Source organism: Streptomyces gilvus, from assembly GCF_022513565.1.
Taxonomy (GTDB): domain Bacteria; phylum Actinomycetota; class Actinomycetes; order Streptomycetales; family Streptomycetaceae; genus Streptomyces; species Streptomyces gilvus.
Map to the genome: position 1 here is coordinate 60,950 of NZ_JAKWBE010000017.1, position 17,879 is coordinate 78,828.

The window sequence follows — 17,879 nt, forward strand, 5'->3', positions numbered from 1 at the left end:
TCTGCGGCATGGCTGAAAACGCCGCGCCCCCCAGGCTAGAACCTGGGGGGCGCGCGCACTTATTCCGGTCCCGGTGGGACGGAAGGGACGTCAGCTGTCGGGACGCTCCTCCGGGGCGGGCTCGGTCACCGGCGTGTGTTCCGTCGCCGTCGCCTTGGCGGTGCTGATCGCCGGGGTCGCGCCGTTGGCGCCGTTCGTCAGGGCGAGCTCCTTGGGGGAGAGCACCGGCGGACGGGTGGACGGCGTGCGGCGGGAGGAGCCGGTCCAGGCCGGACGCGGCGGGCGCTTGACGATGGGAGCGAAGATCTCGGCGATCTGCTCCTTGCCCAGCGTCTCCTTCTCCAGCAGCTGCAGGACGAGGTTGTCGAGGACGTCGCGGTTCTCGACCAGGATCTCCCAGGCCTCGTTGTGCGCGTTCTCGATGAGCTTCTTGACTTCCTCGTCCACCAGCGCGGCGACCTCTTCCGAGTAGTCGCGCTGGTGAGCCATCTCACGTCCGAGGAACGGCTCGGTGTTGTCGCCGCCGAACTTGATGGCGCCCAGACGCTCGGTCATGCCGTACTGGGTGACCATCGCGCGGGCCGTGGCGGTGGCCTTCTCGATGTCGTTCGCGGCGCCCGTGGTCGGGTCGTGGAAGACCAGTTCCTCGGCCGCGCGACCGCCCAGCATGTAGGCGAGCTGGTCGAGCATCTCGTTGCGGGTGGTCGAGTACTTGTCCTCGTCCGGCAGGACCATCGTGTAGCCCAGAGCACGTCCTCGCGAGAGGATCGTGATCTTGTGGACCGGGTCGGAGTTCGGGGAGGCCGCCGCGACCAGGGCGTGTCCGCCCTCGTGGTACGCGGTGATCTTCTTCTCCTTGTCCGACATGATCCGGGTCCGCTTCTGCGGGCCCGCCACCACGCGGTCGATCGCCTCGTCCAGCATGGAGTTGTCGATCAGCTTGCGGTCGCTGCGGGCCGTGAGCAGGGCGGCCTCGTTGAGGACGTTGCTCAGGTCGGCGCCGGTGAAGCCCGGCGTCCGGCGGGCGACGGCCGCGAGGTCGACGTCCGGGGCGACCGGCTTGCCCTTCTGGTGGACCTTGAGGATCTCCAGGCGGCCCTGCAGGTCCGGCGGGTCTACCGCGATCTGGCGGTCGAAGCGGCCGGGACGCAGAAGGGCCGGGTCGAGGATGTCCGGACGGTTGGTGGCTGCGATGAGAATCACACCACCCTTGACGTCGAAACCGTCCATCTCGACGAGCAGCTGGTTCAGCGTCTGCTCGCGCTCGTCGTGACCACCGCCGAGGCCGGCGCCGCGATGGCGGCCGACCGCGTCGATCTCGTCGACGAAGACGATCGCCGGGGCGTTCGCCTTGGCCTGCTCGAACAGGTCACGGACCCGGGAGGCACCGACACCGACGAACATCTCGACGAAGTCGGAACCGGAGATCGAGTAGAAGGGGACCCCCGCCTCACCGGCGACGGCTCGCGCGAGCAGTGTCTTGCCGGTACCGGGGCGGCCGTAGAGCAGCACGCCCTTGGGGATCTTGGCACCGACGGCCTGGAACTTGGCCGGCTCCTGCAGGAACTCCTTGATCTCGTGGAGCTCCTCGACGGCCTCGTCGCAGCCCGCGACGTCGGCGAACGTCGTCTTCGGGGTGTCCTTGGTGATCAGCTTGGCCTTGGACTTCCCGAAGTTCATCACCCGGGAGCCGCCGCCCTGCATCTGGTTCATCAGGAACAGGAAGACGACCACGATCAGGACGAAGGGGAGCAGGGAGAGCAGGATGCCGAGGAACGGGTTCTGCTTGGACGGCGACACGGTGTAGCCGTCCGGGATCTGCTTGTCCTGGTACTTGTTCTGCAGCGTGTTGGCGATGGCCACGCCCTGGTCGCCGATGTAGCTCGCCTGGATCTTCGAGCTGCCCTCGACCTTGAAACCGTCCTTGAGCTGGGCCTTGACGGTCTGCTCATCGCCGGTGGTGAGCTTGACGCTCTCCACCTTGTTGTCGTTGATCGCCGCCACGACCTGGCCGGTGTCCACCGTCTTGTAGCCGCCGGACGAGCCGACGACCTGCATCAACACGACCACGGCAAGGACGGCCAGCACGATCCACATGACCGGCCCACGGAAGTATCGCTTCACGTCCATCCATACGGAGCGGTGTCGCCCCGTCCCTCCTGCCATAGTGAGTTTGATAAGACAGTTCTTCTGACGGTACCCCAGCATTGTGGCCCGAAGCCGCACTCGGCGGCCCGGACGGCCGGCATTCCCGCCTCTGCATGCTCCAACGGCGCGAAACCCGCCGGGGTTCCCGATCGTCCTACAAAGACGGCTCGCTCGGCCCCAAGGCCGTCTCAGCCGCCGTAGACGTGGGGGGCGAGCGTACCGACGAACGGGAGATTCCGGTACTTCTCCGCGTAGTCCAGACCGTAACCGACGACGAACTCGTTCGGGATGTCGAAGCCGACCCACTCGACGTCGATGGCGACCTTCGCGGCGTCCGGCTTGCGCAGCAGGGTGCAGATCTTCAGCGACTCCGGCTCACGCGAGCCGAGGTTGTTGATCAGCCACGACAGGGTCAGCCCGGAGTCGATGATGTCCTCGACGATCAGGACGTGCTTTCCCTTGATGTCGGTGTCGAGGTCCTTCAGGATCCGCACCACACCGGAGGACTGGGTGCCCGCGCCGTACGAGGACACGGCCATCCAGTCCATGGTGACGGGGGTGGACAGCGCCCGGGCCAGGTCGGCCATGGCCATCACCGCGCCCTTGAGGACGCCGACGATGAGCAGGTCCTTGCCCGCGTACTCCGCGTCGATCTTCGCGGCCAGCTCGACGAGCTTCGCGTCGATCTCTTCCTTGGTGATGAGCACCTGCTTGAGGTCGGCACCCATGTCTTTCGCGTCCACCCGCATCACTTTCGGTCGTCCCACCGGCTGCCCGGCCCCGGATGGGGGCCGGATCCCGCACAAAACGGGATGAGATTCAGCCTTGCCGAATCACCAGTCTGCCACCCTGGCGCTGGGCGACGACTTTGCCCGGGAGATTGATGGCTCCCTGGCCGCGCCAGCCGGTGATCAGCCGGTCGACTTCCTCGATGTGGCGGGCGAACAGCGAGCCGGCCGGGGCGCCGGCCTCGATCGCCGCCTGGCGCAGAATGCGGCGGCGCACCGCGGGCGGCAGGGCGTAGAGCTTGGCGCACTCCAGCAGGCCCGCGCTGTCCCGCACGGCGGCCTCGGCCTGGCGGGCCCAGGCGTCGAGGGCGTCGGCGTCGTCGCGGGAGAGCTGCGCGGTACGGGCGAGGGCCTCGACGACTCCCTTGCCGAGCGCCTTCTCCAGGGCGGGCAGTCCCTCGTGGCGCAGCCGCGAGCGGGTGTAGGCGGGGTCGGCGTTGTGCGGGTCGTCCCAGACGGGCAGCGACTGGACCATGCAGGCCTTGCGGGCGGTCTGCCGGTCGAGTTCGAGGAAGGGGCGGCGGTAACGGCCGCCGGCCCCCGAGACCGCGGCCATTCCGGACAGGGAACGGATGCCGGAGCCGCGGGCGAGGCCGAGCAGCACGGTCTCGGCCTGGTCGTCGCGGGTGTGGCCGAGCAGGATCGCGGTGGCGCCGTGGCGGGCGGCGGCCGCGTCGAGGGCGGCGTACCGGGCGTCGCGGGCGGCGGCCTCCGGGCCGCCTTCGCGGCCGACGGTCACGGCGACGGACTCGACCGGGTCCAGGCCCAACTCGCGCAGCCGCAGGGCGACTTCCTCGGCGCGCAGATCGGAGCCGGGCTGCAGTCCGTGGTCGACGGTGACGCCGCCGCAGCGGATGCCGAGCTTGGGGGCCTCGAAGGCGAGGGCGGAGGCGAGCGCCATGGAGTCGGCGCCGCCGGAGCACGCCACGAGCACGAGCGGCGCGGGCGGGGGCTCGTGCGCGGTCCGCCCGGCGGGGGGCTGGTCGTCGTTGAGGATGTCGTGAAGGACGCGGCGGACCGCCAGGCGTATCGCCGCGACCGCAGGATGGGGACCCATGTCCGGTTCCCTTCATGAAGTTTTCGGGGGGTGAGCCCGAGGTTCGGTCACTCAGAGTGTGTCGATGGTGACAGAGCCGGGCCGTTCCCCGAGCATTGCACGCCTACCCATGGCTCACGGTCCCTCGGACGGGTGATTGGAGGGGCGTTCGCCTGCCGTCGGCCGGATTCGGTTCACCACGTCCGTACGGCGTTCACGACTCGCTCTTGCGGTGCACCCGCGCGACCCAGTCCGCCGGTTTGGCGATCTCCGACTTGGTCGGCAGGGTGTTCGGGGAAGTCCACACACGGTTGAAGCCGTCCATGCCGACCTGGTCGACGACGGCCCGCACGAACCGCTCGCCGTCCCGGTACTGCCTGAGTTTGGCGTCCAGGCCGAGCAGCTTGCGCAGCGCCATGTCCAGCCGGGAGGCGCCCTTCGCTCGCCGCTGCTGGAACTTCTCGCGGATCTCGGCGACGCTCGGCACGACGTCGGGGCCCACTCCGTCCATCACGAAGTCGGCGTGTCCCTCCAGGAGGGACATCACGGCGGTGAGGCGGCCGAGGATCTCGCGCTGGGCGGGGGTCTGCACGATCTCCACGAAGGAGCGCCCCCCGTCGTCCTCCTCGGCCTCGGGGCGCCCGCCCGCGAGAGACTGGGCGGCCTCCCGGATGCGCTCCAGGACGGTCATCGGGTCGACGTCGGTCTCTCCCAGGAACGACTGGATTTCGCCCTCGAGGTGGTCGCGCAGCCAGGGCACGGCGCTGAACTGCGTGCGGTGCGTCTCCTCGTGCAGACAGACCCAGAGGCGGAAGTCGTGGGGCTGCACGTCGAGTTCGCGTTCCACGTGCACGATGTTGGGCGCGACGAGGAGCAGCCGGCCGCCGCCGTTCTCGCCGGCCGGCAGGTCGCGGGTGGCCGGGGCGAAGGTCTCGTACTGGCCGAGGACGCGGGAGGCCAGGAACGACAGCAGCATGCCCAGTTCGACGCCGGTGACCTTGCCGCCGACCGCGCCGAGGACCGCGCCGCCGGGGCTGCTGCCGCGCCGCTCCTGCATCTTCTCGAGCAGCGGTTTGAGGATCTCCCGGAAGCCGGCGACGTTGGCCCGGACCCAGCCGGGCCGGTCGACGACCAGGATCGGGGTGTCGTGGGTCTCCTCCGTGCCCATCCGGGTGAAGCCGCGGACGTGTTCCTCCGAGGCCTTGGCATGCCGGCGCAGTTCCGCGACGACCGCTCGGGCCTCGTCGCGGCTCACGTCGGGGCCCGGCCGCACGAGCCGGGTCGCGGTCGCGACCGCGAGATTCCAGTCGACCATCTCGGCACCACCGATGCTCGTCATGTGTCAACCGTACGTGAGCGTTCGCGCTGGGGGCAGGGCGCGGAGAACCGCGGGGCCGGGGCCGGTGCCGCAGGGGTCAGCGGCAGCCGCAGGCCGCCAGGGCCGTCGCCGTGCGGTCCAGCGCCGACTGGGCCGCGTCCTTGCTCGTCGTGTCGGACGCGAGGAAGGCGAAGGCCAGCAGCCGGCCGTCCCGGTCGACCACCGTGCCCGCCAGGGTGTTCACGCCGGTCAGGGTGCCGGTCTTGGCTCGTACGACCCCTGCCGCGCCGTCGGTGTAGCGGCTGGTGAGGGTGCCGGTGAAGCCCGCCACGGGGAGGCCGGTGAGGGCGGGGCGGAGTTCGGGGTGGTCCGGGGCTCCGGCCTTGACCAGGAGGGCCGTCAGCAGGTCGGCCGTCAGCCTGTCGGCCCGGTTCAGACCGCTGCCGTCATGGAACTGGGCGCCCTTCAAGGGCAGTTGGAGCCTGTTCAACTGGGCGGCGATCGCCGCCGCGCCGCCGTCGAAGCTCGCCGGCTTCCCCGTCGCCACGGCCGTCTGACGGGCCAGCGCCTCCGCGATGTCGTTGTCGGAGTTGGTCAGCATGCGCTCGACCACGTCGGAGAGCGGGGGCGAGGAGACGGAGGCCAGCGTCGTGGCGCGGGCCGTCGCCCTGGACGGGCCCGGGGGCGTCGTCCGGATGCCGTCCGCGGCCAGGAAGCCCGCGAACTTCGTCGCCGCGTCGGCGGCCGGATCCGGCACCCGGTGCGCGGTTCCGCTCGTGGAGTCGTCCGTGCGCCCCTCGTCGGCCGTCAGGGCGCTGACCGGCGCGAGGTTGTCGTCGACGCCGATGGGGTGCAGCGCGGGACCGGTGAAGAGGGTGGTGTCGTAGGAGAGCGTGACCCGGTCGGTGCCGCGTTTCTTCAGGGCCGTCGCCGTCCTGTCGGCCAGGTCGCGCAGGCTCGCCCAGCCGTCGGTGTCCTTGCGGGCCGTCAGCGTCGGGTCGCCACCGCCGACGAGGACGAGTTCCCTGGTGTCCGGTTCCAGGGCGGTGCGCGTGGTGAGGCGATGGTCGGCGCCCATCGCCGACAGCGCGGCGACCGCGGTGGCGATCTTCGTCGTGGAGGCGGGTGTGAGGGGGACGTCGGCGCCGATGCCGTACAGGCGCTTGCCGGTGGTCACGTCGACGACCGCGGCGGCGCGTTGGGCGCCGAGGGCCGCGTCACCGAGAAGCGGCCGAAGGACGTCGGTGAGCGCCGGTCCGACCGGCGCGGACCTCACCGTGTTCGCCGAGCCGCCGAGGCCGACCAGGACCGAGGCGGCGCTCGGCGCGGGCTCGGGCGCCCCGGCCTTGTCGGACGTATCGGATGTACGGCCGTGATCTGCGCCACCCGCGCGTTCCAGGGCAACCGCCCGGTCCGCCTCGGCCGTACGCTGACCGGTGGAGTCCCAGGGACCGGTGGCGGTCACCACGGTGACGGCCAGCGCCACACCGGCGGTGGCGGCACCCGCGGTGTACTGCCAGGTCCCGGTGGTCTTCGGCCTCGCCGACAGCACCCGCGCGAGCCGCGGTCGCGCGGCCGCCGCGGCCCGTTCGAGGCGGGGACGCGCGGCGTTCGCGGCTCGTTCGAGCTGCGGGCGTACGGTCCCGGCGGCCCGTGCCAGACGCGGTCGTACGGCGTTCGCGACCCGCACCACGTGCGGTCTCGCGGCTCGCCAAGGCCTCAGTTCAGGCACGACCACCAGCCCCTTTCGCGATCACACACGTGCGTGAGGGACACTTAACCACCAGAACTATGTGTTGATCATGGAGGAGCCACCGGTGGAGTTCGACGTCACGATCGAGATCCCGAAGGGTTCGCGGAACAAGTACGAGGTGGACCACGAGACCGGTCGGATCCGCCTGGACCGTCGACTCTTCACCTCGACCGCCTACCCGACCGACTACGGCTTCGTCGAGAACACGCTCGGCGAGGACGGCGACCCGCTGGACGCGCTGGTCATCCTGGACGAGCCGACCTTCCCGGGCTGTCTGATCCGCTGCCGCGCGATCGGCATGTTCCGCATGACGGACGAGGCGGGCGGCGACGACAAGCTGCTGTGCGTCCCCTCGACGGACCCGCGCGTGGAGCACCTGCGTGACATCCACCACGTCTCCGAGTTCGACCGGCTGGAGATCCAGCACTTCTTCGAGGTCTACAAGGACCTGGAGCCCGGCAAATCCGTCGAGGGCGCCAACTGGGTCGGCCGCACGGACGCCGAGGCCGAGATCGAGCGCTCCTACAAGCGGTTCAAGGAGCAGGGCGGCCACTGAGCCCCGAACTCCCGTGAAGGGGCCGTACGCAAGCGCGTGCGGCCCCTTCGTGTGCCTGTGCGCATACTGAGGGCGGCAGGAGGTGTCGTACAGGGAGCGTTGCGCACGTGACGGAAGCGGAGTACCGCAAACCGCAGTCGGACGAGGCGAGGGGCACGTTCGATCCCGAGATCACATCGGAGTTCGCCCTTCCGGCCGGGCTCGCCGCCCCCCGAACGGTCGTCGAGCCGGAGACCACGTCCGAGTTCGCCGTCCCGGACGGGCTGGACGTCTCGCAGCCGCCGCACGCCGAACCCGAGGGATCCGCGTTCAGCGCGCCCAGCACCTACAGCAGCAAGCACGCCCCGGCCGCGTTCACCCCGGCGACCGGCGTACCCGTCGTCAGCCTCACCAAGGACGTGCCCTGGCAGGACCGCATGCGCACGATGCTGCGGATGCCGCTGGCCGAGCGGCCCGCCCCCGAGCCCGGTCCGAAGGTGGAGGAGGGCGGTCCCGCCGTCCCGCGCGTGCTCGACCTGACGCTGCGCATCGGGGAGCTGCTGCTGGCCGGCGGTGAGGGCGCGGAGGACGTGGAGGCCGCGATGTTCGCGGTGTGCCGGTCCTACGGCCTGGACCGCTGTGAACCGAACGTCACCTTCACGCTGCTGTCGATCTCCTACCAGCCCTCGCTGGTGGAGGACCCGGTGACGGCCTCCCGGACCGTGCGGCGGCGGGCCACCGACTACACGCGGCTGGCGGCCGTCTTCCGGCTCGTGGACGACCTCAGCGACCCGGAGACCAGCATCTCCCTGGAGGAGGCCTACCGGCGGCTCGCGGAGATACGGCGCAACCGGCACCCGTATCCGACCTGGGTGCTGACCGGCGCGAGCGGACTGCTCGCCGGGGCCGCCTCCGTGCTCGTCGGCGGTGATCTGGTGGTGTTCGCCGCGGCCATGCTGGGGGCGATGTTCGGCGACCGGCTGGCGTGGCTGTGCGCGGGGCGCGGGCTGCCGGAGTTCTACCAGTTCACGGTGGCCGCGATGCCCCCGGCGGCGATCGGGGTCGCGCTGACCGTGGCCCATGTGGACGTGAAGGCGTCCGCGGTCATCACCGGTGGGCTGTTCGCGCTGCTCCCCGGGCGGGCACTGGTGGCGGGCGTGCAGGACGGGCTGACCGGGTTCTACATCACCGCGTCGGCGCGGCTGCTGGAGGTCGTCTACCTGTTCGTCGGGATCGTCACCGGCGTGCTGGTCGTCCTGTACTTCGGGGTGAACCTGGGCGCCAAGCTGAACCCGGACGCGGCCCTGCAGATCGCCGAGCGGCCGCTGTGGCAGATCGCCGCCTCGATGCTGCTGTCGCTGACGTTCGCCGTGCTGCTGCAGCAGGAGCGCTCGACCGTGCTGTGGGTGACGCTCAACGGCGGTGTCGCGTGGTGTGTGTACGGCGCCCTGAACTACCCCGGCGGGCTGTCGCCGGTCGCTTCCACGGCCGTCGCCGCCGGGCTCGTGGGGCTGTTCGGGCAGCTGCTGTCCCGGTACCGGTTCGCTTCCGCGCTGCCCTACACGACGGCGGCGATCGGGCCTCTGCTGCCGGGTTCCTCGACATACTTCGGGCTGCTGTCGATCGCCCAGAACAACGTCGACAAGGGGCTGGTGTCGCTGGCCACGGCCGCGTCGCTCGCCATGGCCATCGCGATCGGGGTCAACCTGGGCTCGGAGATCTCCCGGCTGTTCCTGCGGATCGGCTCGGCCGAGAAGCGCCGGGCCGCCAAGCGGACCCGTGGTTTCTAGTACCCCTGGTCGTAGGGGTACTGGCCGTTCTGCCCGGCGCCGTACGGCTGCTGCTGGGGCTGCCCGCCGCCGTACTGCTGGGGCTGCTCGCCGCCGTACGGCTGCTGCTGCGGGTAGGTCTGCTGGGGGTACTGCGGGGCGTACTGCTGCTGGTTCGGGTCGTACGGCTGCTCGTACGGCTGCTGATAGGGCTGGTCGGCCGGCGGGATGCGGCGCAGCTGGGTCGTGGAGTCGTCCATGACCACCGGGAAGGGCTGGGTCTGCTCCTGGACGGGCTCGGGGGCGGCGCGCTCGGGGTTCTTCTTCGCCTTCGAGCGGGCGCGCAGGTACTCGATGGCGATCGGGACCACCGAGACGAGGACGATCAGGATGAGGATCGCCTCGATGTTGTTCCTGACGAACTCGATCTTGCCGAGCCAGGAGCCGAGCAGAGTGACGCCGGCGCCCCACAGGACACCGCCGATCACGTTGAAGACCACGAACGAGCGGTACTTCATGCCGCTGACGCCGGCGATGATCGGCGTGAAGGTGCGCACCACGGGCACGAAGCGGGCCAGCACCAGGGACTTCGGGCCGTACTTCTCGAAGAACTCGTGCGCCTTGACCACGTTCTCCTGCTTGAAGAGGCGGGAGTCGGGGCGGTTGAAGAGCGAGGGGCCGACCTTCTTGCCGAACATGTAGCCCGCCTGGTCGCCGAGGACGGCGGCGGCGCAGATCAGGGCGATCGCTCCCCACAGCGGGAAGTTCAGCTGGTCGGTGGTGATCAGCAGGCCCGTGGTGAACAGCAGCGAGTCGCCCGGCAGGAAGAAGCCGATGAGCAGGCCCGACTCCGCGAAGACGATCAGGAGCAGACCCCAGATGCCGAACGTGTCGAGGAGGTAGTTCGGATCGAGCCAGCTCGGGCCGAGGGCAAGCGTCGTCACGGTTCTCGGGCTCCCTGAGGGCTGGGGGAAGGTACGGCGTCCTTCTACGGGCGCACAAAGGTATCAACGCCAGGTGTCCGCCCCAGGTTCCACCGCTGTCCCCAGGATGCACTGTGCGCCTCCTGGGGCAAAGCTGTGACTCATGGGCATCGATGAGTACGGCGGCGGCCAGGGGCCCCAGCCGGATGTGTTGGTCGTGACGACGAACGACGTTCCCGGGTACCGGGTGCAGCAGGTCCTCGGTGAGGTGTTCGGCCTCACCGTGCGGTCCCGGCACCTCGGCAGCCAGATCGGGGCCGGGCTGAAGTCGATGATCGGCGGTGAGCTCAGGGGCCTCACCAAGACGCTGGTGCAGACCCGGAACCAGGCCATGGAGCGGCTGGTGGAGCAGGCACGCGCGCGTGGGGCGAACGGGGTGCTGATGTTCCGCTTCGACGTGACCGAGGCGGCCGACGTCGGCACCGAGGTGTGCGCCTACGGGACCGCGGTGGTCCTGGCCCGGGAGTGAGCCCCCGGGCCGGGACCGTCACGCGGCGTGCCGGGCCGCGTTGGCGTGGATCGCGTCCCTGAGGTGTTCGGCGAGGCCCGGGTGCATGGCGTCGTAGAACGCCTTGAAGCGCTCGTCGGAGACGTACATGTCGGCCAGACAGCCGTGCATCTCGTAGCCGCACCCGTAGTACCACCGGTGGATGTGCAGGCGGTGTTCCTCCGCGAGGTCCATCGCCGCCTCGGCGGTCGGCGGCTCACCGGCGGACACCAGGGCCGCGTAGCGCGTGCTCCAGTCGTCCACCTCGGCCTGCAGGCGTTTCCAGTCGGCCTTGGTGTAGCCGGCGGCCCGGCGCTGTGACTCGGCGTACGCCTCGGTGCCGCCCCAGCGGCGCTCGGCCTCCTCGGCGTACTGCTCGGGGTCCTTGTCCCCGAAGACCTCGAAGCGTTCCTCCGGGGTGAGGTTGATGCCCATCGTGCGTGCCTCCATGGCGTGTTCCACGGCCTCGGCCATCTTCCGCAGCTTCTCGATCCGGGCGGTCAGCAGCTCGTGCTGCCGGCGCAGATGCGCGCGCGGGTCCGCGTCCGGGTCGTCGAGCAGGGCCGCGACCTCGTCGAGCGGGAAGCCGAGCTCCCGGTAGAACAGGATCTGCTGCAGCCGGTCGAGGTCGGCCTCGCCGTAGCGCCGGTGCCCCGCGTGGCTGCGCTCGCTCGGGACGAGCAGCCCGATGGCGTCGTAGTGGTGCAGGGTGCGCACCGTGACGCCGGCGTAGCCCGCGACCTGTCCCACGGAGTAGCTCACTTCGTCCGCTCCCTTCTCGGTACGCGCTCCACGGTGGCTCCTCACGTCGCGTGAGGTGCAAGTCCGATTCTCCGGGGACGGCCCGCGGACCCGCCCGGCCCGGGTGATCCCTGGAACTGTCCCGCGTCGGCACTCGTTCATCAGCAGACGCGAGGAGACACGCTCATGCCGCTGCACAAGGGTTCCGCACAGTCCGAAGAGCGCCAGGTGTCGGTCAACCCCTTCTTCGGGGAGGCCAACCCGGTCGGCGGCATGACCGAGGCACCGCCCAGACACCGGCTGCCGGACGCTCCGCTGCCGCCCTCGACGGCGTACCAGCTGGTGCACGACGAGCTGATGCTGGACGGCAACTCACGGCTGAACCTGGCCACGTTCGTCACGACGTGGATGGAGCCGCAGGCCGGTGTCCTGATGGCGGAGTGCCGGGACAAGAACATGATCGACAAGGACGAGTACCCGCGCACGGCCGAGCTGGAGCGGCGCTGCGTGGCGATGCTCGCCGACCTGTGGAACGCGCCGGATCCGGCGGCCGCCGTGGGCTGTTCGACGACCGGCTCCAGCGAGGCGTGCATGCTGGCCGGAATGGCCCTCAAACGGCGCTGGAGCAAGCGGAACCGGACACCGGGAGCCCGCCCCAACCTCGTGATGGGCGTCAACGTCCAGGTGTGCTGGGAGAAGTTCTGCAACTTCTGGGAGGTCGAGCCCCGCCAGGTGCCCATGGAGGGCGACCGGTTCCACCTCGACCCGCGGGCCGCCGCCGACCTGTGCGACGAGAACACCATCGGGGTCGTCGGCATCCTCGGCTCCACCTTCGACGGCTCCTACGAGCCGATCGCGGACCTGTGCGCGGCCCTGGACGCGTTGCAGGAGCGCACGGGCCTGGACGTCCCGGTGCATGTCGACGGCGCGTCCGGCGCGATGGTCGCCCCCTTCCTCGACGAGGACCTGGTGTGGGACTTCCGCCTCCCGCGCGTGGCGTCCATCAACACCTCCGGGCACAAGTACGGGCTGGTGTACCCGGGCGTCGGCTGGGCGCTGTGGCGGGACAACGAGTCCCTTCCGGAGGAACTCGTCTTCCGCGTCAACTACCTGGGCGGCGACATGCCGACCTTCGCGCTCAACTTCTCCCGCCCCGGCGCCCAGGTCGTCGCGCAGTACTACACGTTTCTGCGGCTGGGCCGCGAGGGCTACAGAGCCGTGCAGCAGACCACCCGTGACGTGGCCCGGTCCGTCGCCGACCGGGTCGAGGAGCTGGGCGACTTCCGGCTGCTGACCCGGGGCGACGAACTGCCGGTCTTCGCCTTCACGACGGCTCCGGGCGTGGAGTCGTACGACGTCTTCGACGTGTCCCGGCGGATGCGGGAGCGCGGCTGGCTGGTGCCCGCGTACACCTTCCCGCCCAACCGGCAGGACCTGTCCGTGCTGCGGGTCGTGTGCCGCAACGGTTTCTCCTCCGATCTCGCCGACCTGTTCGTGGAGGACCTGACCCGTCTGCTGCCGGAGCTGCGCCGGCAACCGCACCCGTGGACCCGGGACAAGGAGGCGGCCACCGGCTTCCATCACTAGCCCAGTCACGAGCGGTCATTGGCGGTCCATGCGCGCGAACCGCCGTACCGCCAGCGGGAAGAACACCGCCAGCAGGGCCAGCGGCCACAGGACGGCCGCCCACACGTGCCCCGGCTCACCGCCGGGGCCGCCCAGCAGCTCGCGTACGGCCGTCGCGGTGCGGGACATCGGGTTCCACTCGACGGCCGTGCCCAGCCAGTCGGGCATCGAGGCGGGCGCGGCGAGGGCGTTGGACAGGAAGCCGACCGGCCAGACCAGGATCTGCACGGCCTGCACCAGCTCCGGCCTCCCGGCGACCAGCGCGAGATGGATGCCGATCCACAGCATGGCGAAGCGCAGCAGCAGCAACAGGCCCATGGCGCCCAGGAACGCGCCCGGGGAGGCGTGCACGCGCCACCCGAGCGTGTACCCGACGCCGACGAGGATCGCCAGCCCCAGCGCCGACTGGAGCATGTCGGCGGCCGAACGGCCCACCAGGACCGCGCCGTTGGCCATGGGGAGGGAGCGGAAGCGGTCGATGACGCCCTTGTCGAGGTCCTGGGTGACCGCGAGCATCGTGCCCTCCAGGCCGAAGGCCATGGTCAGCGCGAGCATGCCGGGGATCAGGTAGTCGCGGTAGGGCCCGCTCACCCCGCGGCCGCCGCCGATCAGGTACGCGAACATCAGCAGCAGCATCACCGGGAAGACCAGCCCGACGACGAGACGGCCGGGCTGCCGCGCCCAGTGCGCGAGTTCGCGCCGGGTCATGGTCCAGGAGTCGGTCAGCGCGTAGGTGCCCATGCGGCCTCCTCGGCACGGTCGGCGGTGAGGTGCAGGAACACCTCGTCCAGGGTGGGGCGGCGCAGGGCGATGTCCTCGGCCTCGACACACGCCTCCTCCAGGGCGCGTACGACACCGGAGAGCGCCGCCATCCGGTCGGTGACCGGGGCGCTGATCAGACGGCGGTCGGGGTCGACCGTGACCTCGGACTTCGGCAAGGGCAACAGGGCGACCGCGGCGCCCAGTTGACCGGCGTCGCGCAGGACGACGTCGATGCGGTCGCCGCCGGTGGCCGCCTTGAGCTCGTCGGCCGTGCCGTCGGCGATCACCCGGCCGGAGGCGACCACCGAGATGCGGTCGGCCAGCTGATCGGCCTCCTCCAGGTACTGCGTGGTGAGCAGGACCGTCGTACCGCCGCCGACCAGGGAGCGGACCGACGCCCACACCTCGGCGCGGCCGCGGGGGTCGAGGCCGGTCGTCGGCTCGTCCAGGAACAGCACGTCCGGGTCCCGGATCAGGGAGGCGGCGAGGTCCAGCCGGCGCCGCATGCCGCCGCTGTAGGCGCGGACCGGCTTGCGGCCGGTGTCGGTGAGGCCGAAGCGCTCCAGGAGGACGCCGGCCCGCACGCGCGCGTGGCGTGCGCCCAGGTGGTACAGCCGGCCGAACATCTCCAGGTTCTGCCGGCCGCCGAGCTGCTCGTCCAGGGCCGCGTGCTGGCCGAGCAGGCCGATGCGCCGACGGACCTCACGGGCCTCGGCCACGACGTCGTGCCCGGCCACCTCGATCCGGCCCGCGTCGGGCCGCAGCAGGGTGGACAGGATCCGGACCAGGGTCGTCTTGCCCGCGCCGTTGGGCCCCAGCACCCCGTGCACCGTGCCGCGCGCGAACGCGAGGTCGAGCCCGTCCAACGCGGGCGTGCCGCCATAGGCCTTGCGCACCCCCTCGACGATGACTGCCGTGTCGGCCACTGCCACTCCCCCACTCTCCATCGAGCCAGTCCCAGCTAATCAAACTTGATTACTGACTCGACGTTAATGCCCGCGACCCGGTTGGTCAAACTTGATTAGCGGTCGTCCTCCGGATGCCGCTCCCCGGTGGCGTACGGGTTCTCCTGGTCGGCGGCGAGGACGCCCACGAACGGCTCGCCCTCCCCCGCGAACGTGTACGCCCCGCCCTCGATCCGCCCGATCAACCCCTGGATCCACGCGAGTTCGGCGTCGGCCGTGTGGATCCAGAGGTTCATGATCTCGCCGATGTGGCCGAGTTGTTCGGGGCCGTCCTCGGGCACGTAGTGCTCGGTGACGGACGAGCGCCACCGCTCGATGCGCCGGATCCGCTCCTTCAGGAGGGACACCGCCTCGGCCCGCGGCAGGTCCACCATGAAGCCGATCGCGCTCGACTTGACGTCCGTCTTCTGGTCGTACGAGGTCAGCGCCTCGCGCAGCAGCCGGAAGTACTCCTCGGTGCCCCGGTCGGTGATCTCGTACTCCGTGCGCGGCGGTCCGCCGGCCGTGGACTGCGCGACCTCGTGCGCGTGCAGCAGGCCCTGCTTGGCCATCTGCTTGAGCGCGTGGTAGATCGAGCCGGGCTTGGCGTTGGACCACTCGTGGGCGCCCCAGTACTCCAGGTCGCCCCGCACCTGGTAGCCGTGGGCCCGCCCGTGCTGGCGGACCGCGCCGAGCACGAGGAGACGGATCGCTGACATGGGGCCAGCGTAGGACCCGGGAGGGTCAGCCCCAGCTGGTGCCCTGCTCCTTCGCCACCAGCTCGAAGGCGGTCGCGCCGTCCAGCGACTCCCTGATGATGTCGGCGTGGCCGGCGTGCCGGGCGGTCTCGCGGATCAGGTGCAGACAGAGCCAGCGCACGGAGACCCGCCCTTCCGGCGGGAACCAGGGGTCGTTCGGCAGCGGGAAGGTGTCGTCGAGGCTCGGTACGGAGCGCACGTACGCCTCGGTCTCGGCGGCGACCTTCTCCCAGTGGGCGAGCTGGGACTCGACGGTCTCGTCGCCCATGAGCTGGAAGGTCTCGTGCCAGTTGGAAGGATCCCGGTGGATCGCCGGCGGCTCCTGCTTGGCGCGCGCGATCCAGCTCTGCTCCGTCTCGGCGACGTGCTTGAGCAGACCGGAGAGCGAGAGGTCACTGGCGCTGGGCTTGCTCGCGGCCTGCTCCTCGGTCAGTCCGAGCAGCGCGCGCCGGATGCCGCCGCGCTGCTCCTCGATGAACGCGAGCAGCGCTCCGCGCTCGTCTCCCCGGGCCTCCGCGGGAACGTGGGTGACCATGACCGGCCGCCTTTCGTCGGGTGCTGTGGGGTCTCCCCCTGACACCCAGGAAACTACGGGCCATCGAGGTCAGGTTCTGTCCTCGATGGCCCGCGCGACCGAACGGATTTTGGATGGTCCGCGCGACCGGACGCATCAGCCGGAATCGAATCAGCCGGCCCGCGCGACCGGACGCATCAGAACGGGAACCCGCTCCTGCCGTGCTGCACCGAGATCCACTTCTGCGTGGTGAAGCACTCGACGGTCCCCTCGCCGTTGAGGCGGCCGATGCCGGAGTTCTTCTCGCCGCCGAAGGGGACGACGGGCTCGTCGTGGACGGTGCCGTCGTTCACGTGGAACATGCCGGTGTCGATCTGCTTGGCGAACTCGACGCCCCGCTCGATGTCACCGGTGTGGACGGCGCCGCTCAGACCGTACGGCGTGTCGTTGACGATGCGTACGGCCTCCTCCTCGCCGTCGAAGGGGATGAGGAAGGCGACCGGGCCGAAGACCTCCTGGCGCAGCAGGGCCGAGTCGGCGGGGACGCCGGTCAGGACGGACGGCTCGACCAGGTTGTCGGTGGTCGTGCCGTGCACCAGGGCCGTCGCGCCCTCGCCGATCGCCTGCTCGACGACGGAGGAGAGCGCGTCCGCCTGCGAGGAGTTGATGACCGGGCCGATCACCGTCTGCGGGTCGCTCGGGTCGCCGACCTTGAGGGTCCTGACCTTGGCGACGAACTTCTCGGTGAACTCGTCGGCGATCGAACGGTCCACGAGCACGCGGTTGGCGGCCATGCAGACCTGGCCCTGGTGGACGTAGCGGCTGAAGACCGCCGCGTCGACCGCGTAGTCGATGTCGGCGTCGTCGAGGACCACGATGGCGCTGTTTCCGCCCAGTTCGAGGACCGAGCGCTTGAAGTTCGCGGCGCAGACGGTGGCGACGTGCCGGCCGACCTTGTCGGAGCCGGTGAAGGAGATGACCTTCGGGATCGGGTGCTCGATGAAGGCGTCGCCGATCTCCGCGATGTCCGTGATGACGACGTTGAGCAGCCCGCCCGGCAGGCCCGCGTCCTCGAAGATCTTGCCGACCAGGGCACCGCCGGTGATCGGGGTGTTCTGGTGGGGCTTCAGGACGACGCCGTTGCCGAGCGCGAGGGCGGGCGCGACGGACTTGATGGACAGCAGGAAGGGGAAGTTGAAGGGGCTGATCACACCCACCACGCCGACCGGGACGCGGTAGAGGCGGTTCTCCTTGCCGTCGACCGGCGAGGGAAGGATCTTCCCCTCGGGGCGCAGCGCCCACTGGATCGACTCGCGCAGGAACTCCTTGGCGAGATGCAGCTCGAAGCCGGCCTTCAGCCGGGTGCCGCCGAGCTCGGCGATGATCACCTCGGCGATCTCCTGCTCGCGCTCCTCGACCAGTCCGAGCGCCTTCTCCAGGACCGCGCGCCGGGCGTAGGGGTTGGTCTTCGCCCACTGCTTCTGGGCGCGGGCCGCCGCCCGGTACGCCTCGTCGACCTCGTCGACCGTGGCTATCGTGATCGACGCCAACTTCTCGTTGTCGTACGGGTTGAAGTCGATGATGTCCCAGGAACCGGTCCCCGGGCGCCACTCACCGTCGATGTACTGCTGGGCGAGGTCGGTGAAGTACGACGACATGTGATCCCCAAATCACTAGCAGACACACGATCAACGTCACGGTCTGATCACACGTCATC

Annotated in this window: 16 protein-coding genes; 4 read left to right on the forward strand and 12 right to left on the reverse strand. The window is 70.3% G+C overall.

The window, feature by feature from the left end; genetic code table 11:
* Nucleotides 1-90: 90 nt before the first annotated feature.
* From ftsH to dacB, 5 genes are all read right to left on the reverse strand, one after another.
* On the reverse strand, nucleotides 91-2,130 hold the full coding sequence (gene ftsH / locus MKW14_RS25100; protein WP_240865496.1) for an ATP-dependent zinc metalloprotease FtsH: 2,040 nt from the start codon (nucleotides 2,128-2,130) through the stop codon (nucleotides 91-93).
* Nucleotides 2,131-2,336: 206 nt separating this feature from the next.
* Nucleotides 2,337-2,897, reverse strand: a complete 561-nt coding sequence (gene hpt, locus MKW14_RS25105; RefSeq protein ID WP_240865661.1) for a hypoxanthine phosphoribosyltransferase — start codon at nucleotides 2,895-2,897, stop codon at nucleotides 2,337-2,339.
* A 70-nt stretch (nucleotides 2,898-2,967) separates the two neighbouring features.
* Entirely contained in the window at nucleotides 2,968-3,993 is a 1,026-nt protein-coding gene (gene tilS, locus MKW14_RS25110) for a tRNA lysidine(34) synthetase TilS (RefSeq protein ID WP_133044277.1), read from the reverse strand.
* A 193-nt stretch (nucleotides 3,994-4,186) separates the two neighbouring features.
* Nucleotides 4,187-5,311 carry an Rv3626c family coenzyme F420 biosynthesis-associated protein gene (locus MKW14_RS25115; RefSeq protein WP_240865498.1) on the reverse strand — a complete coding sequence of 375 codons (1,125 nt, stop codon included), beginning with the start codon at nucleotides 5,309-5,311 and terminating at the stop codon, nucleotides 4,187-4,189.
* A 76-nt stretch (nucleotides 5,312-5,387) separates the two neighbouring features.
* Nucleotides 5,388-6,983, reverse strand: a complete 1,596-nt coding sequence (gene dacB / locus MKW14_RS25120; protein ID WP_240865665.1) for a D-alanyl-D-alanine carboxypeptidase/D-alanyl-D-alanine endopeptidase — start codon at nucleotides 6,981-6,983, stop codon at nucleotides 5,388-5,390.
* A gap of 124 nt (nucleotides 6,984-7,107) precedes the next feature.
* Between dacB and MKW14_RS25125 the strand changes: the two genes are divergently transcribed.
* A complete protein-coding gene (locus MKW14_RS25125) occupies nucleotides 7,108-7,599 on the forward strand; it encodes an inorganic diphosphatase (protein WP_029394330.1) in 492 nt (163 codons plus the stop codon).
* Between the two features lie 107 nt (nucleotides 7,600-7,706).
* Nucleotides 7,707-9,368, forward strand: a complete 1,662-nt coding sequence (locus MKW14_RS25130) for a threonine/serine exporter family protein (protein ID WP_240865501.1) — start codon at nucleotides 7,707-7,709, stop codon at nucleotides 9,366-9,368.
* Here the strand turns inward: MKW14_RS25130 and MKW14_RS25135 are convergent.
* Nucleotides 9,365-10,291 carry a DedA family protein gene (locus tag MKW14_RS25135; RefSeq protein ID WP_240865503.1) on the reverse strand — a complete coding sequence of 309 codons (927 nt, stop codon included), beginning with the start codon at nucleotides 10,289-10,291 and terminating at the stop codon, nucleotides 9,365-9,367. The two genes, MKW14_RS25130 and MKW14_RS25135, sit on opposite strands and share 4 nt — an antisense overlap.
* Before the next feature lie 142 nt (nucleotides 10,292-10,433).
* Here MKW14_RS25135 and MKW14_RS25140 point away from each other — a divergent pair, with 142 nt between their 5' ends.
* Nucleotides 10,434-10,799: a YbjQ family protein gene (locus MKW14_RS25140; protein WP_133044272.1), complete on the forward strand. Its 366-nt coding sequence runs from the start codon at nucleotides 10,434-10,436 to the stop codon at nucleotides 10,797-10,799.
* 18 nt (nucleotides 10,800-10,817) lie between these two features.
* On the opposite strand, the gene MKW14_RS25145 is transcribed toward MKW14_RS25140, so the two are convergent.
* A complete protein-coding gene (locus tag MKW14_RS25145) occupies nucleotides 10,818-11,579 on the reverse strand; it encodes a MerR family transcriptional regulator (RefSeq protein ID WP_240865504.1) in 762 nt (253 codons plus the stop codon).
* A gap of 165 nt (nucleotides 11,580-11,744) precedes the next feature.
* Between MKW14_RS25145 and gad the strand changes: the two genes are divergently transcribed.
* On the forward strand, nucleotides 11,745-13,145 hold the full coding sequence (gad, locus tag MKW14_RS25150; protein ID WP_240865506.1) for a glutamate decarboxylase: 1,401 nt from the start codon (nucleotides 11,745-11,747) through the stop codon (nucleotides 13,143-13,145).
* A gap of 15 nt (nucleotides 13,146-13,160) precedes the next feature.
* Here gad and MKW14_RS25155 read toward each other — a convergent pair whose 3' ends face one another.
* From MKW14_RS25155 to MKW14_RS25175, 5 genes are all read right to left on the reverse strand, one after another.
* Nucleotides 13,161-13,925, reverse strand: coding sequence for an ABC transporter permease (locus tag MKW14_RS25155; RefSeq protein ID WP_240865508.1), 765 nt, complete (start codon nucleotides 13,923-13,925; stop codon nucleotides 13,161-13,163).
* Nucleotides 13,907-14,872: an ATP-binding cassette domain-containing protein gene (locus tag MKW14_RS25160; RefSeq protein ID WP_308314627.1), complete on the reverse strand. Its 966-nt coding sequence runs from the start codon at nucleotides 14,870-14,872 to the stop codon at nucleotides 13,907-13,909. Before MKW14_RS25160 ends, MKW14_RS25155 begins: the two co-directional genes overlap by 19 nt.
* 95 nt (nucleotides 14,873-14,967) lie before the next feature.
* The gene (locus tag MKW14_RS25165) at nucleotides 14,968-15,609 is read right to left on the reverse strand and encodes a PadR family transcriptional regulator (protein WP_240865511.1); all 642 of its coding nucleotides are present in this window, start codon (nucleotides 15,607-15,609) and stop codon (nucleotides 14,968-14,970) included.
* 25 nt (nucleotides 15,610-15,634) lie between these two features.
* On the reverse strand, nucleotides 15,635-16,183 hold the full coding sequence (locus MKW14_RS25170) for a DinB family protein (protein WP_240865514.1): 549 nt from the start codon (nucleotides 16,181-16,183) through the stop codon (nucleotides 15,635-15,637).
* Between the two features lie 176 nt (nucleotides 16,184-16,359).
* Entirely contained in the window at nucleotides 16,360-17,820 is a 1,461-nt protein-coding gene (locus tag MKW14_RS25175) for an aldehyde dehydrogenase family protein (RefSeq protein WP_240865515.1), read from the reverse strand.
* Nucleotides 17,821-17,879: the final 59 nt, after the last annotated feature.

Coding starts and splice junctions, on each gene's coding strand:
- tilS (WP_133044277.1), bottom strand. CDS start 3,993: ATGGGTCCCCATCCTGCGGTCGCGGCGATACGCCTGGCGGTCCGCCGC.
- MKW14_RS25175 (WP_240865515.1), bottom strand. CDS start 17,820: ATGTCGTCGTACTTCACCGACCTCGCCCAGCAGTACATCGACGGTGAG.
- MKW14_RS25170 (WP_240865514.1), bottom strand. CDS start 16,183: ATGGTCACCCACGTTCCCGCGGAGGCCCGGGGAGACGAGCGCGGAGCG.
- MKW14_RS25140 (WP_133044272.1), top strand. CDS start 10,434: ATGGGCATCGATGAGTACGGCGGCGGCCAGGGGCCCCAGCCGGATGTG.
- MKW14_RS25155 (WP_240865508.1), bottom strand. CDS start 13,925: ATGGGCACCTACGCGCTGACCGACTCCTGGACCATGACCCGGCGCGAA.
- hpt (WP_240865661.1), bottom strand. CDS start 2,897: ATGCGGGTGGACGCGAAAGACATGGGTGCCGACCTCAAGCAGGTGCTC.
- ftsH (WP_240865496.1), bottom strand. CDS start 2,130: ATGGACGTGAAGCGATACTTCCGTGGGCCGGTCATGTGGATCGTGCTG.
- gad (WP_240865506.1), top strand. CDS start 11,745: ATGCCGCTGCACAAGGGTTCCGCACAGTCCGAAGAGCGCCAGGTGTCG.
- MKW14_RS25115 (WP_240865498.1), bottom strand. CDS start 5,311: ATGACGAGCATCGGTGGTGCCGAGATGGTCGACTGGAATCTCGCGGTC.
- MKW14_RS25165 (WP_240865511.1), bottom strand. CDS start 15,609: ATGTCAGCGATCCGTCTCCTCGTGCTCGGCGCGGTCCGCCAGCACGGG.